Consider the following 14,404-nt stretch of genomic DNA (forward strand, 5'->3'; position numbering starts at 1 on the left):
AAGCAGTCACTCGGATAATTCGAGAATTATTAGCATAATGTCTAAACTGTGATTTTTCTGATTTAGATGATTGGGATGATTGAAATAATTAATTAATCACAAAAATCAAATTAATCAAAAAAATCATAGTTTAGATAACTGCTGGATATTGCGCCAACACCTGCTGTAAATATTGACCAGTATAAGAACGAGGATTCTTTGCCACATCTTCAGGCGTTCCCGCAGCAATCAGTTCTCCGCCCTTATCTCCACCTTCAGGTCCCAAATCTATCACCCAATCAGAACAACGAATGACATCTAAATTATGTTCAATCACTAAAATTGAATTTCCCTTATCTACCAATCTTTGTAAAACGTCCAACAATTTGTGGACATCATAAAAAGATAAACCTGTAGTTGGTTCATCTATTAAATAAAGTGTTTTCCCAGTCGCGCGTCGAGATAATTCCGTGGCTAATTTCACCCGTTGGGCTTCCCCACCAGATAAAGTTGTCGCTGGTTGTCCTAACTGCACATAACCCAAACCAACATCAAATAAAGTTTGTAATCTAGTTAGGGCTTTGGGAATATTTTGACAGAAATCTAATGCTTCTTCAACCGTCATATTCAAAACATCAGAAATTGATTTATCCTTATATTTAACTTGGAGAGTTTCCCGGTTATATCTCGCACCTTTGCAAATTTCACATTGCACATAAACGTCAGGGAGAAAATTCATTTCGATGACATTTACACCTTGTCCACTACAAGCTTCACACCGTCCACCTTTAACATTAAAAGAAAATTGTCCAGGTTTATAACCTCTGGTTTTAGCTTCAACAGTTTGGGAAAAAACATCACGAATAATATCGAAAACTCCGGTGTAAGTTGCAGGGTTAGAACGGGGAGTTCTCCCAATGGGTGATTGGTCAATGACAATGGCTTTATCAACGCAGTTTAAACCCTTGATTTCATCCATGTCTTTGGGTGCGGGAGCTTTTTTCAGTAAATGATGTTGTAAGGCTGGATAAAGTAATTCGTTAATTAAGGTAGATTTTCCTGAACCAGAAACACCTGTAACGGAGACAAGTTTTCCCAAGGGAATTTCTACATCTATATTTTGTAAGTTGTTACGATGGGCATTTCTAATAGTTAAGGCGCGGCCATTTCCTTCTCGTCTTTTAGCTGGGGTAGTGATCACTCTTCTTCCTGATAGGTAAGCACCAGTTAAAGATGCTTCTGCGTTGAGTAAATCCTCAAAACTGCCTTGGGAAATAATATTTCCCCCATGAATTCCTGCACCGGGACCAATATCAACTATATAGTTAGCAGCGCGGATAGTTTCTTCGTCATGTTCGACAACTATTAAGGTATTTCCTAAGTCGCGTAATTTGGTTAATGTTTTGAGTAATTTTCCGTTATCTCTTTGATGTAACCCAATACTTGGTTCATCTAAAACGTAAAGAACTCCTGTTAGTCCTGAACCGATTTGTGTGGCTAATCGAATGCGTTGGGCTTCTCCACCTGATAATGTCATAGCGGGACGATCTAAGGTGAGATAATCTAAGCCAACATCTAATAAAAATTGTAATCTGGCTTTAACTTCTCTGAGAACTAAATCAGCTATTTGAGTTTGTCTAGTACTCAATTTTAATTTTTCGATTCTTTCCCGACATTCTCGAATGGAAACACTGGTAAAATCTAAAATCCCATATTGTCCTAACTTTACGGATAAGGCTTCGGGTTTTAATCTTTTCCCACCACAAACTTCGCAGGGTTGGTCAATTAAATATTCTTCTAATTTCTGTTTAACTAACTCCGTTCCCCCTTCATACTGTCTTTGTAAAATGGGAATTACACCCTTAAAACTCTGCGACCTCTGCGCCTCTGTGGTTCGTTTCTCTTCCCCATACAAGACAACTTTTTGCTGTTCCGGTGTCAACTTCCCCCATTGAGTTTGTAACTCAAAGCCATAATTTAACCCCACAGCATACAGCAATTCCAAATAATAGGAGTTTTCTTTTTCTGACCAGGGAGCGATCGCTGCATACATGGGCGAATCTGGATTAGGGACAACCAACTCCGGGGAAAATCTTCTTAAAGTCCCAATCCCATGACAATGGGGACAAGCGCCATAAGGGGAATTAAAAGAAAACAATCGGGGCGATAATTCTTCCATTACCGCACCATGTTCGGGACAAGCAAAGTTTTCCGAAAATACCATTTCTGTGGGTAATTCTTGTTCTGAAATACCTTGATTTTCTGCCTCAGTTGCTATATACTTACTATCAGGTCGCTCCAGCGCTATCTTGTCCGATGTGTCTTTTAATACCTCAATTGTAGCGATGCCGTGAGATTGCTTAAGACAAGTTGCCAGAGAATCCACCAAACGCTCTTGAATACCATCTTTTTTAACTAATCTGTCAATAACCAGTTCTATAGTATGTGTGTTATTTTTATCTAACTCAATGGAATCTGATAGCTCTCGCACCTCTCCATTTACCCTAATGCGGACAAATCCTTGCGCGGCTAAACCAGAAATTAATTTGCGGTGAGTTCCCTTTTTCCCCCGGACTACAGGGGCTAGAATTTGGAAGCGGGTACGGTCGGGAAGTTCCATGATGCGATCGCACATCTGGTCAATGGTCTGAGGGGCAATAGAGCGATCGCAGATGGGACAATGAGGTTCACCAGCCCGACCATATAACAAGCGCAGATAATCATAAATTTCCGTCACTGTTCCCACTGTGGAACGGGGATTATGGGAAGTTGATTTTTGGTCAATGGAAATTGCCGGACTTAAACCTTCAATGGCTTCCACATCGGGTTTATCCAACTGTCCTAGAAATTGTCGAGCATAGGCGCTGAGGGATTCGACATAACGGCGTTGACCTTCAGCGAAAATGGTATCGAAGGCTAAAGAAGACTTACCCGAACCAGAAACGCCAGTAAAGACAATCAGGCGATCGCGCGGTAATTCCAAATCAATATTTTTCAGATTATGCTGCCTAGCGCCCCGAATGCGGATAGTATTCTGGCTATTGTGAGCGTTTGGAAGCACATCGTTTAAAGAAGCAGCGAGATTTTCTGACATATTGACAGGCTAAGGAAAGGTTACACAGTGAAACAATCCTTAATAATACTATCTTTGTTCAGGTTATAGTAAAGTATCAATCATCTTAATTTCCTACCCAGGATATCACTTGATATTTCCTTGATTTGGTAGATAATTAGAAAAAATCTTGCTGAGGATAGAGTTATGGTTTCACAAATCGCAGCACCAGCCCAGCCAGAGGTCATTTACCCAGATTGTGACGGACAACTGGTGGCAAATAACACAATTCAGTTTCCTATTCTTGTAGAAATTCAGCAAAACTGAGATTATCTGTTTGCTAATGCTCCAAATATATTTGTAGCTGGAGATTTATTTTGGTATCCCGTCGAGGGCAAAAATACATTAAGTAGTCGGACAAAATTAAATTCACTCGTTGAGAGAGGGAACAGGGAACAGGGAACAGGGAACAGGGAACAGAAAAAACAATTGTGTAATTAATTCTGTCCCATTACTTAGTAGAGGAAGTACAAGCAATAATTTAAGAATATAATTATGACAGAAACAAACTATTTGCAACAAAATAATATTAATTCAGAATATGAGGAAGATATAGATATTGAAGAGGAAGAAGAAGAACCAACGCTTTCTCAAGGATTTGATCCGACTTGCATTAGTATGGGAACTAATATCATGACCGTACAGCAAATTCTGGACAGATTAAATAATCATCGAATGATCGCACCTGAATTTCAACGAAAAGAAGGTATTTGGACTAAAACTGCAAAAAGTCGGTTAATTGAATCTCTTTTATTGCAAATTCCTTTACCTGCTTTTTATATTGATGCAACTAATGATGATCAATGGTTAGTCATAGATGGAATCCAAAGAATAACAACATTTAAGGAATTTGTCACTGATCAAAGTTTTAATCTGAATGGATTAGATTTTTTCACTGATTTACATGGTAAAAAATATCAGGAACTTACACCTCGTTGGAAAAGAAGAATTAAAGAAACAAAACTAACAGTATATTTAATTTTAAGAGGAACATCATCCGAAATTACTTTTAATATATTTAAACGGATTAACCAAGGAGGAACTGCACTTTCTGCTCAAGAAATGCGCTATGCTAAAAACTCTTCAAATAAAATCACAAATTTATTAAAAGAACTTTCTGAATCTCGAGAATTTAAAAAAACAACAGATAAGGGAATTAAAGATAAAAGAATGATTGATCAAGAATGTATTTTAAAAGTTTTATCTTTAATGACGAGTAATATAGATAACCTGGATTTTAAAGATTATGATTATTTTTTAGATAAAAAAATGACTGAAATGAATCAAATGGATGATTCTGAAATAGAGAACATTAAACAAAGATTTTTGTTAATTATGAATCTTGCTTATGATTTATTTGATAAACAAGCATTTAGAAAACCAAAACTATCTACCATAAAAAGATATCCTATTAATAAAGCATTATTGGAAGCATGGTCAATTAACCTTGCTAAATTAAATGATCAAGAAATCAATATTCTTAAACAAAGAAAAGAAGATTTACTTAAAGTTTTATTAAAAGAACAGGAAAATGGTAAGTTTGATAGTATCTTATATAAAAGTGCTGGTGATGCTAACATCGTCAAAGAGCGATTTAAGCATATTCAAGGAATTATTCAAAGTATATTATCATGATCAAAAAATTACATTTAAAAAACTTCAAAGCATTTGCAGATGAAAATTTTGATTTTAAACCTCTCACCTTAATTTCTGGTTTAAATAGTACAGGTAAATCTTCTGTAATTCAACCATTGATTTTATTACGCTATGCTTATATAACAGATTATTTACCTAGTAATGGGCTAAAACTTGATAATCAAATAGCTTATATAGGTACTGCTGAAGATGTTCTATATGAAAATGCCGAAGAAGAAGAATTAATTAGCTTCGGAATTGTTTGGGAAAATGGTCAGCGAACAAACTGGAGTTTTGATTATGATTCTCCTAGTAGTAATGTGCTACGGATTGCATTAATAGGTAATGATTCTACAATTAATCAATTTAATTTATTTAATGATGATTTTCACTATTTAGGTGCTGAAAGAATTACACCAGAGGAATCTTATCCTTTGTCTGAAAATGATGTTGTTAAACATAGACAAATAGGTAAAAAAGGAGAATATACAGCACATTTTTTACATGAATTTGGTAATCAAGATATTCCCATTAGTGAATTAAGTCATCCTCGCAGTAAATCTCAAAGTTTAAAAGATCAAGTTGATACTTGGATGGGAGAAATTAGTCCTAATATTAATATTAATGTAAGACAAGTTGCCAACGCAATGACAATAAAATATTCTTTTGGAGTTAGTAAAGAATATTCTCCTTTTAATGTAGGTTTTGGTGTTACTTATTCTTTACCCATTCTAACAGCAATTCTTTCCTCTAAACCAGGAACAATGATAATTATTGAGAATCCTGAATCTCATCTTCACCCTCAAGGACAATCACAACTAGGTCAATTATTAGCTTTAGCAGCAAATCATGGGATTCAGGTAATTATTGAAAGTCATAGTGATCATATTCTAAATGGTATAAGAATTGCTGTTCATGGTGGTAAAATTAAGCCAGAAGATGTACAATTACACTTTTTTGAAATACAAAGTCAAATGAATGAAATTAAAATTATTTCTCCTAAATTAGACAAAAAAGGACGTATTAATACAATTCCTAAAAATTTCTTTGATGAATGGAATAAAAGTTCAAGAGCATTATTAGCACCAGTGGGAGATTAAATAATGGATATTCAACTGGTATTTAATGAATTATGTCTTTTGACTTTAAAAAATGACGAATATAAAGCTAGAGAATTAATGTCTAACTTTATTCAAACTTTAAGAGAAGCATTAGAACAAGGAATACAACAACAATTACTAAGTTATAATAGTTTTCATAATATTAATCTTGCCTCTAATTATCCTATATCTAAATGGCTTAATGATCGAAATGTTGATCAAGTTGAACAGGATTTTATTTTAAGTATGCAATTTTTTGAGTTTGATGAGTTTGATGAATTTTTTGATCAATCTCAGTCGAATGAAGTCTTATATGCTTGTGAAGATTATAATGAAACCCCTCAAGGATTTATTTATGCTTGTACTCATACATCAAAGGTATTATCTGTTAGTTTTAAAACTCATGAATTATGGAATAATAATGTTATATCTGTCCTACAAATTACAAATAATGAAGATGGAGAATTACTGGAAGAAATTATAGAAGTTAAACACGCAAGTAGTAAAAATCATGTTATTGAACATGAAGAATGGATTAAAAATCGTCTTTATGATAATATTAATTCTGGTTTAGATTTATGGAATAACAGAAAAGAGATATTTCCTCATTTAGAATTTTGTGATTCCGTAGAGAAACAATTAGAAAATATTAATAATGGTTATCCTATATTCCAACAAATTATGAAAAAATTATCTGAACTTGAAGAATATTCTAAAAAATGGATATCAGGTACTTTTAATAAAGATGATTTTGCTAGTAAAGTAACACCAGAAAGTAAATCAAGATTAGATAATTTTGAAAAAGAGTTAACTTTTGAATGTCTTGATGGAGAAAAAAGATTATTTAGTTGGCATATTCGGATGACTCCAGGTGCATGGAGACTTCATTTTCATCCTTTAAAACCAACTAAAATTATTATCGGTTATATTGGTGTTAAAATTCAGTAAATTAATAATTACCCATTACCTATTACCTGTCCTAACCAATCAATAATTTCACTATTCACAATATCTGGAACTTCATCATGGGGACAATGACCAGCGCCGGGAATAGGAACAACTTTAATATCTTGACCATTTTCTCGCGCTGCTTCATAGATATTCGCTCCCGTAATTGGTGTCCAAGGATCTTCTGCACCCCAAATTACTAATAAGGGAAATTCTAACTTAGGCAATAGTTCCTCTGGGCTAGGTCCTGGAGGTGCAGTCAGAATAGAAGCAAAAACTTGTTGCGCTCCTGGGTCACAAGATGGGTTATAAAGTAAATCTACAAGTTCATCTGTTACGGCATTGCGATCGCTATATACTTGATATAAAGTCCGGCGAATTTGTGATTTTTGCCGAATGCGATTAAAAACGAATTTACCTGTCACTGGGTTAGCCACCAACTTGTTAAAAGTTGCCATCACAAATCGCAGCACAGGATTTAATTCATGGGGACGGTGACTCAAACCACCAGCAGAGTTAATTAACACGCCTCCAGCCCCAATTTCTGGAGATTCTGTTAAAACAATTAAACTTAAAAGAGCGCCAATAGAATTACCAATAAATATTGCTGGTGTTTGAATATGTGCATGGCAAAAATCCTTTAATAATTCCGCCCACACTTCCATGCTATAATCTATAGTTGCTTTATCAGAACCACCAAAACCCAGCAAATCTAAAGCAAACACCTGATAACCAGCAGCAGCTAGAATCGGGATATTTTTGCGCCAGTGACCAATAGAAGCGCCAAAACCGTGAATTAGCACCAAAGGCTGACCTGTACCCATCACAGTATATTGAATTTTGTAATCTCGCCAAGTCCAAACCTGTTTTTCTAATGTCTGCAAATCCTGGATTGTAGTTGTCATTTGTGAAGATTCCTAAATTATTATTTATTTATATTATAGTCAAAATGACTTAATTGTTTGATTCTATAGGTAGGGGTAAAGCAAAAGCTAAACCCCTACACATTATTATCAGTTATCAATTGTCAATTATCACTTGCCTCTTCCCTATCTGACAAAAGTAATATAAAATGCCCTGTGTTACCAGTAGAGTTCACTAGCATCAAAAATTTTTGATCTGGAGAATATTAGTCCATTGGCCAGGTGTGAGATAAAATACTATGAATCCCATTAACTTAAGTTGGAGTAAACTGGTTGTTACAGCCGTTTCTGTTGTCGCATTATCGCCAATATCTTCTGCATTAGCAGTATCAAGACTTTCTTCCCCAGTTGCATCAAAATTAGGTAATTCTCCACAAACGCAACTTTTAGTAGGTCAATCTGAAGGTGAAGCAATTGATATTCCCGTTAATACGAGTTTTTCACCAGAGAAGAAATCAGCATTTACGCTTTATATATGGCAACCTGGGGGGACAATCAAAGAAGTAATTGCCCGGATTTCTATTAAGAGTAAATATGGTAATAAATACCGTCAAGAAAGGTTTTTAGGTGATTATAAATATAAGATTAAGCAAAAAGCTAAGTTTGTTAAAGGATTTAAATTAGGCGATCGCATCGTTATCCGTTTATATGATAACACAAATCGCTTTATTGGTTACAGTGAATTTGTTTGTTTACCGGAAAATACTGCGGTTAACTTGATTTTATCGGCTAATCCCACAGAAAACAAAGTAGTCCGCACCTTTTATGGTTTTGATGCCAATAATGATAGCATTGTTGATAATACCAATGCCTACGATTATTTCACAGAAGTTAATAACCAAAAAGTTACTTTCCTCAATAGTTCAGAAAAGATTAATATTGTCCAATATCAAGCCGCTGGATTTGCTAAAGTTGCCACCACTGGTACTTATCCTACCTCCTTTAGCGAAGGTGATTTTGCTGTAGTAGGTAAATCTATAAATGCCTTTGATTCTAACTTAGCAAAAGCTTTAACAGCTAATCCTGGTAGTTTGGTAAAGTTGACTCCAATTCAGGACAACTCCAGTTTTGAACTGGGCAAATTATTAAGTGAATATCGGAAAATCGGCGTAGCTAAGGGTATTCAAGTCTCATTTTCTGATATCTCCAAAAACTATTGGGCTAGGGAATATATTTCTGAATTGGCTGCAATGGAAGTAATTGGCGGATTTCCTGATGATTCTTTTCGTCCGAATGCACCAGTAACTCGTGCCGAATTAGCTGCCCTTTTGCAAAAAGTCTTTATTAAAAGTAAAGTTCGAGAAGCAATTAATTTCAAAGATGTTCCTAAGCGATATTGGGCTTATGATGCCATTCGAGAAGCTTATGAAATGGGCTTTTTTACTATTCTCAATAGCAAAAACTTTAACCCCACACAAAAGCTGAATCGTCTAGATGTTTTAATAACTTTAGCCAAAGGATTGAATTATAAATTTACTGGTTCAACAGAAAATATCCTTTCAGTTTATAGTGATGCTTCTAGTATTAGAACCGAACATCGTAATTTTATTGCTGCATTAACACAAAATAATGTAATTACTAATTATCCCAATAAAAAATTACTAAATCCTAAAAAAGTTGCCACTAGAGCCGATGTTTGTGCTTTACTGTATCTGGCAATGGTGAGCGCTGGAGAAGTGGCAGATTTACCTGCAAAATAAATTGGACAAACAATATCTTGTCAATTTTCTGCTTTGTTGGGTTAAGCGACAGCGCAACCCAACAAATGCGTTGGGTTTCATGCTAATTGCTCCGCGAACGTTCACGTTCCACAACCCAACCTACAAATCAAGGCTATGGGTTTTACGTTAAGTTGAATTTGAGGATGCGTCTATTTTGGGTATAATTACAAGTACAGGTAATTTTACAAGGTTGTGGAATATCTCTGTCAAGCTATGACAACAAGATCCCCGACTTCTTGAAGAAGTCGGGGATCTGACCCTTGTATATCTTCAAAAATGAGTTAATCTTAAATGTATTCCGGTAATTTACCCTGATAAATAATCATCTGGAGGATTGTTTCCAGTTTGCACTATGAGTTTAAAGGCAGTTTTATTTAATTTTAATGGTGTCATTATTAAAGATGGATCAATCCATATCCAACTGATAGATGAGATTCTTATACAGGAAAACCTTCAACCTCAACGGGTAAAAGAACGTGAAGACTTCTTAGGGATAAGTCATCGCGCTTATCTGCAAAACCTGCTGAAAAATCGTGGTAGGGTGGTGACGGAAGCTTATATGGCTCAATTACTCACTCGCAAAGCTCAAGCTTATGTGTTGGAATTGGAGAAGCTGGAAAAATTGCCTTTGTATTCGGGAATTGAAGATGTAATTTTTCAGATTCGTTCCCGTCATCTCAAAATGGCGTTAGTCAGTGATGCTTTATCCCTAGAAATTGAAATGGTATTAACATCTGCTAAATTAGCTGAATACTTCCCTGTAATTGTGTCGGGGGATGATATCAGCAGCGATAAACCTAACCCGGAAGGCTATTTGCTGGCGGTTGAACGTCTAAATCAGACATATCCAGAATTAAACTTAGAACCTGATGAGTGTTTAGTGATTGAAAATACTCGGACAGGTATTCAAGCAGCTAAACGCGCCCAAATGCAAGTGGTAGGAGTAGCGAATACTTACCCTTTCCAGATGCTACACCGTCAAGCTAATTGGACGATTGATTATCTGATTGATTTGGATTTACAGCGAGTACAGGAAGTTTTTTTAGAAAAAGATGTGCAATCTGTCGTTCCTGAGTGTTAGAATATAATATGTTTATCAGAGTTGTTAACTTATAAGCACGAATAAGGGGAATTAGCTCAGTTGGTAGAGTGCTGCGATCGCACCGCAGAGGTCAGGGGTTCGAGTCTCCTATTCTCCATTAATAAAGATGAATGGCTGAATCACTTAGAGGTTGTTTGAAAAGTATTATATCAAATCGGTAATCTCCAAAAACCTAACCCCCCCTACCCCCCTTCCCTGCAAGGGAATGGGGGTTTTAAAGCCTCTCCCCTTGCAGGGGAGAGGTTTGGAGAGGGGTCAGTCTATACATTCAAAACTTTTCAAACACCCTCTTACAGAATTTAGATATATTTATGGATAGACATAACCAAAGAGAATGGAAAAAGTTTAAAAACGACTTTCGTAAAATGCCACCAGAAAAAGAATTTGTATTTGAAAAAAGAACCTTTAACTTAGCTGTTTCCTTCTGCTTTGTTGGCGATATTGGCTATGATCCAGATGATAACTACAACCGTGAATATAGATTTGAAGACCGTCAAAAACAATATGGATTTCAAAATCCTTAAACCAAACTCTTAATTCCTCTCTGCGTCTCTGCGTGAGAAAAAACATCATACAGCGGTTTCCGCTCTTATGAGGTACAAAGTTGAATCATGAAACTCTTGTAGTGCGGGCATCTTGCCCGCTAGATATGTACCTCATAACACCGGGAAGTGCTGTAAAAGGTGGGGAAACCCCACCCCAAAAATTACATATCCAACCTGTAATTTTCCTGTTCACGTTCCACAAAATGCTGGACACGGGCGCGATAATCTCTGAGAGTTTCATCAACCCAATCCCGATCGCTACTGTTAACATAGAGATGGACTAACGGCTCACTGGCATCAGGTAAAACCAATAGCCAATTGTCATCATAGGGTTGACGAATTTTCACACCGTCAATTAACTCCAAATTTTGCGCTGGGTGAGTTTCCACCAAATAGCGCATTAACGCCCCCTTAGCAGTCCAAGGACAGCGCACAGTGTAACTTCTATTAATCACACGAGGTAATTCAGAACGTACGGTTGCGAGCGATCGCTCTTGAATGGTTAACATTTCAATAAGCTTGGCAATGCAGAACATCGAATCAAAGCCTGGATGTAATTGGGGAAAAATAAACCCAGTTTCCCCACTCCCACCTAAAACCACATTGGGATTTTTCTGACAAGCTTCCATTAAAGCCGTCGGATTCGCTTTAGTTCTAATCACATGACCATCATGACGATGGGCGACCAATTCCACCGCACTGGAAGCATGAACCGGCACAACCACCGAACTTCTGGGATTTGCAGTTAACATCATATCAACCATTAACGCCGTTAGCATTTCCCCCCGAATGGAAAAACCCGATTCATCAACTAATATGAGTTGTTCCCCATTAGCGGATACCTGCACACCAAAATTAGCATTTACCGCTTCCACAACATGGCCTAATTGAGTTAGCAGTAATTCTCTATCAGCGTTGGAAATGGCCGTTTTATTCAAACTAGCATTTAGCACCACCGCATCAGCCCCAAATTTATCTAACATTTGCGGTAGAACTGCCCCAGACACGGCGTAAACATAGTCAATGACCACCTTTGCCCGACTGTTCCGCAGAGTATCCACATTCAATAATTTTTCAAAAGCCTTACCATAGCAATCCACTAATTGACTAGAATAGACGACATCACCAATTTCATGACTTTGGGAACGACGCATATCTTCTTTAAAATACGCCCCCTCAATTTTCTTTTCTTGGGCTTTAGAGATATTAATCCCCTTAATATCCATAAATTCAATCAAGATATAATCCCGGCGTTCTGGGTGGACTCGGACATGAATCCCTCCGGCTACTGACATTGTGGGGATCACAGTCCGAGCGATGGGAATGGCTGTAGTATCTAGATTCTGGACATCCACACCGACAGACATTAAACCCGCAATTAAAGAACGTGTCACCATGCGGGAAACATTGCGCTGGTCACGAGAAACCGTTACCACTGAACCTGGTTTCAAAGTCGAACCATAGGCAGCGCCCAACTTCACCGCAAACTCTGGGGTAATATCAATATTGGCTAAACCCTGGACTCCGCGCTGTCCAAATAAATTCCGTTGGGCAGTATTTCCCCAAATCAGATTAATATTTAAAATTGCCCCAGACTCAATCTTTTTACTCGGCCACACCCTCACCCCAGGGCTGATTTGCGCTTCTTCTCCCACGGTAGACAATGAACCCACTACAGCCGCTTCTAGAACGTGAACGCGTCTGTCTACACGAGTCCCACGAGCAATTACACAAGCCGATAATTGGGCTTCATCACCAATAATTGCTCCATTCCAAATAATTGGTCGCTTTAAATGAGCATCAGCACCAATTGTGACATTATCACCAATTACTGTCCCATCTTCAATTTTTACTCTCGCGCCAATGCGGCAATTGTTACCAATTATGGCTGGGGTTTCAATTTTGGCTGTAGGATCAATATAAGTATTTGCTCCTACCCATAAACCGGGAGCAATTTCTGGATAAGCCACTTCTAATTTTACCTTTCTTTCTAAGCCATCATACTGAGCTTGTCGGTAGGCATCCAAGTGACCCACATCGCACCAGTAACCCTCGGCAACATAACCATAAATTGGCTCGTTTTTGGCGAGTAATAGGGGAAATAAATCTTTAGAAAAGTCGCATTCAATATTTTCTGGTAAATAGTCTAAAACTTCTGGTTCTAAAATATAAGTGCCAGTATTAACAGTATCAGAAAAAATTTCACTAGTAGAGGGTTTTTCTAAAAATCGGTTAATCCGTCCTTGGGCATCCGTAATTACCACACCAAATTCAATGGGGTTAGGCACACGGGTTAAAATTAAGGTGGCTTTTGATTGTTTTTGTTGATGAAATTCAATGGCCGCAGTTAGATCAAAATCTGTGATACTGTCACCGCTAATTACTAAAAAGGTTTCATCCAAAAGTTCAGTAATGTTTTTGACACAACCTGCTGTTCCTAATGGTTGGTCTTCTTCGATAGCATAGGTCATTTGTACGCCAAAATCACCACCATCTTGAAAGTAATCACGGAGAACATCTGGTAAATAATGTAATGTAGCAATTACTTCATAAATCTGGTGTCGTTTCAGGAGGTTGATAATATGTTCAGCAATGGGACGATTTAAAATCGGCACCATTGGTTTGGGTAAATCGCAAGTCAAAGGACGTAACCGCGTTCCTGAACCACCTGCCATTAAGACTGCACGCATAAATTCTCCTAAGCTTGGCTAAAAGTATAATGTTTTTCTTCCTTTAGTCTCATACAAATATTGAGATCTAAGGAACTTCCCTAAGAAATATCTTTTAAATAATTCAAAATTCAAAATTAATACAGCATGAACTTTTCAGGCATTGAGAATGGGTAGTTTATTTAGGCTATCATGTAATAGGACGAATGGTGGCAGTCTGTGATCCTAATTTAAACTAGAATTCAGTAAGGCCAGTGCCAATGAGTAATGAAAGAGGTTTTAACTTTCCTGTAGTCAGCAATCAAGTTTCTTTACATAAAATTATGCCAGTTATTAAGGGAGTTGATGGTCATGATTGATTTACTTGTTTTCGGAATAATCGTGGTTTATCTCGGTGGTGTTTGGAAGTTTTGGACTGGATTTGGTAGAACTAATTTTAATCAAACTTTACCTAATCGGATTGGTTTGGCTTTGCTATGGCCTGCTTTGTTTTTAGCTAATCCATCCTATCGTCGCAATTTTCAAAAGGCACTCAAGGGTAATTAAGTGATAATAATTCAGGTAGGCCGATAAAATCCCCGACTTCTTTTATTTATTGTGTCTACAAATTATAAATTGATGTTAGAAGTCGGGGATCTGGGTATGGTAATTATGAATTAATTATCTTTGT

The 14,404-nt window shown here is 36.9% G+C and carries 10 protein-coding genes and 1 tRNA gene; 8 read left to right on the top strand and 3 right to left on the bottom strand.

What is annotated here, in order from left to right:
• Window positions 1–130: 130 nt before the first annotated feature.
• Complete coding sequence (gene uvrA / locus PN450_RS00330) at window positions 131–3,073, bottom strand: excinuclease ABC subunit UvrA (RefSeq protein ID WP_271834973.1); 2,943 nt, start codon at window positions 3,071–3,073, stop codon at window positions 131–133.
• Between the two features lie 513 nt (window positions 3,074–3,586).
• On the opposite strand from uvrA, the gene PN450_RS00335 reads away from it, so the two are divergent.
• From PN450_RS00335 to PN450_RS00345, 3 genes are read left to right on the top strand one after another with little or no spacing between them, the layout of a single operon-like run.
• Entirely contained in the window at window positions 3,587–4,726 is a 1,140-nt protein-coding gene (locus PN450_RS00335) for a DUF262 domain-containing protein (protein WP_271834974.1), read from the top strand.
• Window positions 4,723–5,826: an AAA family ATPase gene (locus PN450_RS00340; RefSeq protein ID WP_271834976.1), complete on the top strand. Its 1,104-nt coding sequence runs from the start codon at window positions 4,723–4,725 to the stop codon at window positions 5,824–5,826. Before PN450_RS00335 ends, PN450_RS00340 begins: the two co-directional genes overlap by 4 nt.
• A gap of 3 nt (window positions 5,827–5,829) precedes the next feature.
• Window positions 5,830–6,774 carry a hypothetical protein gene (locus PN450_RS00345; protein WP_271834977.1) on the top strand — a complete coding sequence of 315 codons (945 nt, stop codon included), beginning with the start codon at window positions 5,830–5,832 and terminating at the stop codon, window positions 6,772–6,774.
• 8 nt (window positions 6,775–6,782) lie between these two features.
• On the opposite strand, the gene PN450_RS00350 is transcribed toward PN450_RS00345, so the two are convergent.
• Window positions 6,783–7,679 (bottom strand): alpha/beta fold hydrolase, encoded by an 897-nt coding sequence (locus PN450_RS00350; protein WP_271834978.1) that lies wholly within the window; start codon window positions 7,677–7,679, stop codon window positions 6,783–6,785.
• A gap of 257 nt (window positions 7,680–7,936) precedes the next feature.
• On the opposite strand from PN450_RS00350, the gene PN450_RS00355 reads away from it, so the two are divergent.
• From PN450_RS00355 to PN450_RS00370, 4 genes are all read left to right on the top strand, one after another.
• Window positions 7,937–9,397, top strand: coding sequence for an S-layer homology domain-containing protein (locus PN450_RS00355; protein ID WP_271834979.1), 1,461 nt, complete (start codon window positions 7,937–7,939; stop codon window positions 9,395–9,397).
• A 373-nt stretch (window positions 9,398–9,770) separates the two neighbouring features.
• The gene (locus PN450_RS00360; protein WP_271834981.1) at window positions 9,771–10,499 is read left to right on the top strand and encodes an HAD family hydrolase; all 729 of its coding nucleotides are present in this window, start codon (window positions 9,771–9,773) and stop codon (window positions 10,497–10,499) included.
• A 45-nt stretch (window positions 10,500–10,544) separates the two neighbouring features.
• Window positions 10,545–10,617, top strand: a tRNA-Ala gene (locus PN450_RS00365).
• Window positions 10,618–10,831: 214 nt separating this feature from the next.
• A complete protein-coding gene (locus tag PN450_RS00370) occupies window positions 10,832–11,044 on the top strand; it encodes a hypothetical protein (protein WP_246863053.1) in 213 nt (70 codons plus the stop codon).
• A 182-nt stretch (window positions 11,045–11,226) separates the two neighbouring features.
• Here PN450_RS00370 and PN450_RS00375 read toward each other — a convergent pair whose 3' ends face one another.
• Entirely contained in the window at window positions 11,227–13,755 is a 2,529-nt protein-coding gene (locus PN450_RS00375; RefSeq protein ID WP_271834982.1) for a mannose-1-phosphate guanyltransferase, read from the bottom strand.
• A gap of 330 nt (window positions 13,756–14,085) precedes the next feature.
• Between PN450_RS00375 and PN450_RS00380 the strand changes: the two genes are divergently transcribed.
• Window positions 14,086–14,280 (top strand): hypothetical protein, encoded by a 195-nt coding sequence (locus PN450_RS00380; RefSeq protein WP_015079930.1) that lies wholly within the window; start codon window positions 14,086–14,088, stop codon window positions 14,278–14,280.
• The last annotated feature ends 124 nt before the right edge of the window (window positions 14,281–14,404 follow it).

Source organism: Dolichospermum lemmermannii CS-548, from assembly GCF_028330815.1.
Classification (GTDB): Bacteria; Cyanobacteriota; Cyanobacteriia; order Cyanobacteriales; family Nostocaceae; genus Dolichospermum; species Dolichospermum lemmermannii.

Excerpts from the sequence above, each read along its gene's own strand:
- PN450_RS00370 (WP_246863053.1), top strand. The coding sequence starts at position 10,832 with ATGGATAGACATAACCAAAGAGAATGGAAAAAGTTTAAAAACGACTTT.
- PN450_RS00380 (WP_015079930.1), top strand. The coding sequence starts at position 14,086 with ATGATTGATTTACTTGTTTTCGGAATAATCGTGGTTTATCTCGGTGGT.
- PN450_RS00345 (WP_271834977.1), top strand. The coding sequence starts at position 5,830 with ATGGATATTCAACTGGTATTTAATGAATTATGTCTTTTGACTTTAAAA.
- PN450_RS00360 (WP_271834981.1), top strand. The coding sequence starts at position 9,771 with ATGAGTTTAAAGGCAGTTTTATTTAATTTTAATGGTGTCATTATTAAA.
- PN450_RS00335 (WP_271834974.1), top strand. The coding sequence starts at position 3,587 with ATGACAGAAACAAACTATTTGCAACAAAATAATATTAATTCAGAATAT.
- PN450_RS00375 (WP_271834982.1), bottom strand. The coding sequence starts at position 13,755 with ATGCGTGCAGTCTTAATGGCAGGTGGTTCAGGAACGCGGTTACGTCCT.
- uvrA (WP_271834973.1), bottom strand. The coding sequence starts at position 3,073 with ATGTCAGAAAATCTCGCTGCTTCTTTAAACGATGTGCTTCCAAACGCT.
- PN450_RS00355 (WP_271834979.1), top strand. The coding sequence starts at position 7,937 with ATGAATCCCATTAACTTAAGTTGGAGTAAACTGGTTGTTACAGCCGTT.
- PN450_RS00350 (WP_271834978.1), bottom strand. The coding sequence starts at position 7,679 with ATGACAACTACAATCCAGGATTTGCAGACATTAGAAAAACAGGTTTGG.
- PN450_RS00340 (WP_271834976.1), top strand. The coding sequence starts at position 4,723 with ATGATCAAAAAATTACATTTAAAAAACTTCAAAGCATTTGCAGATGAA.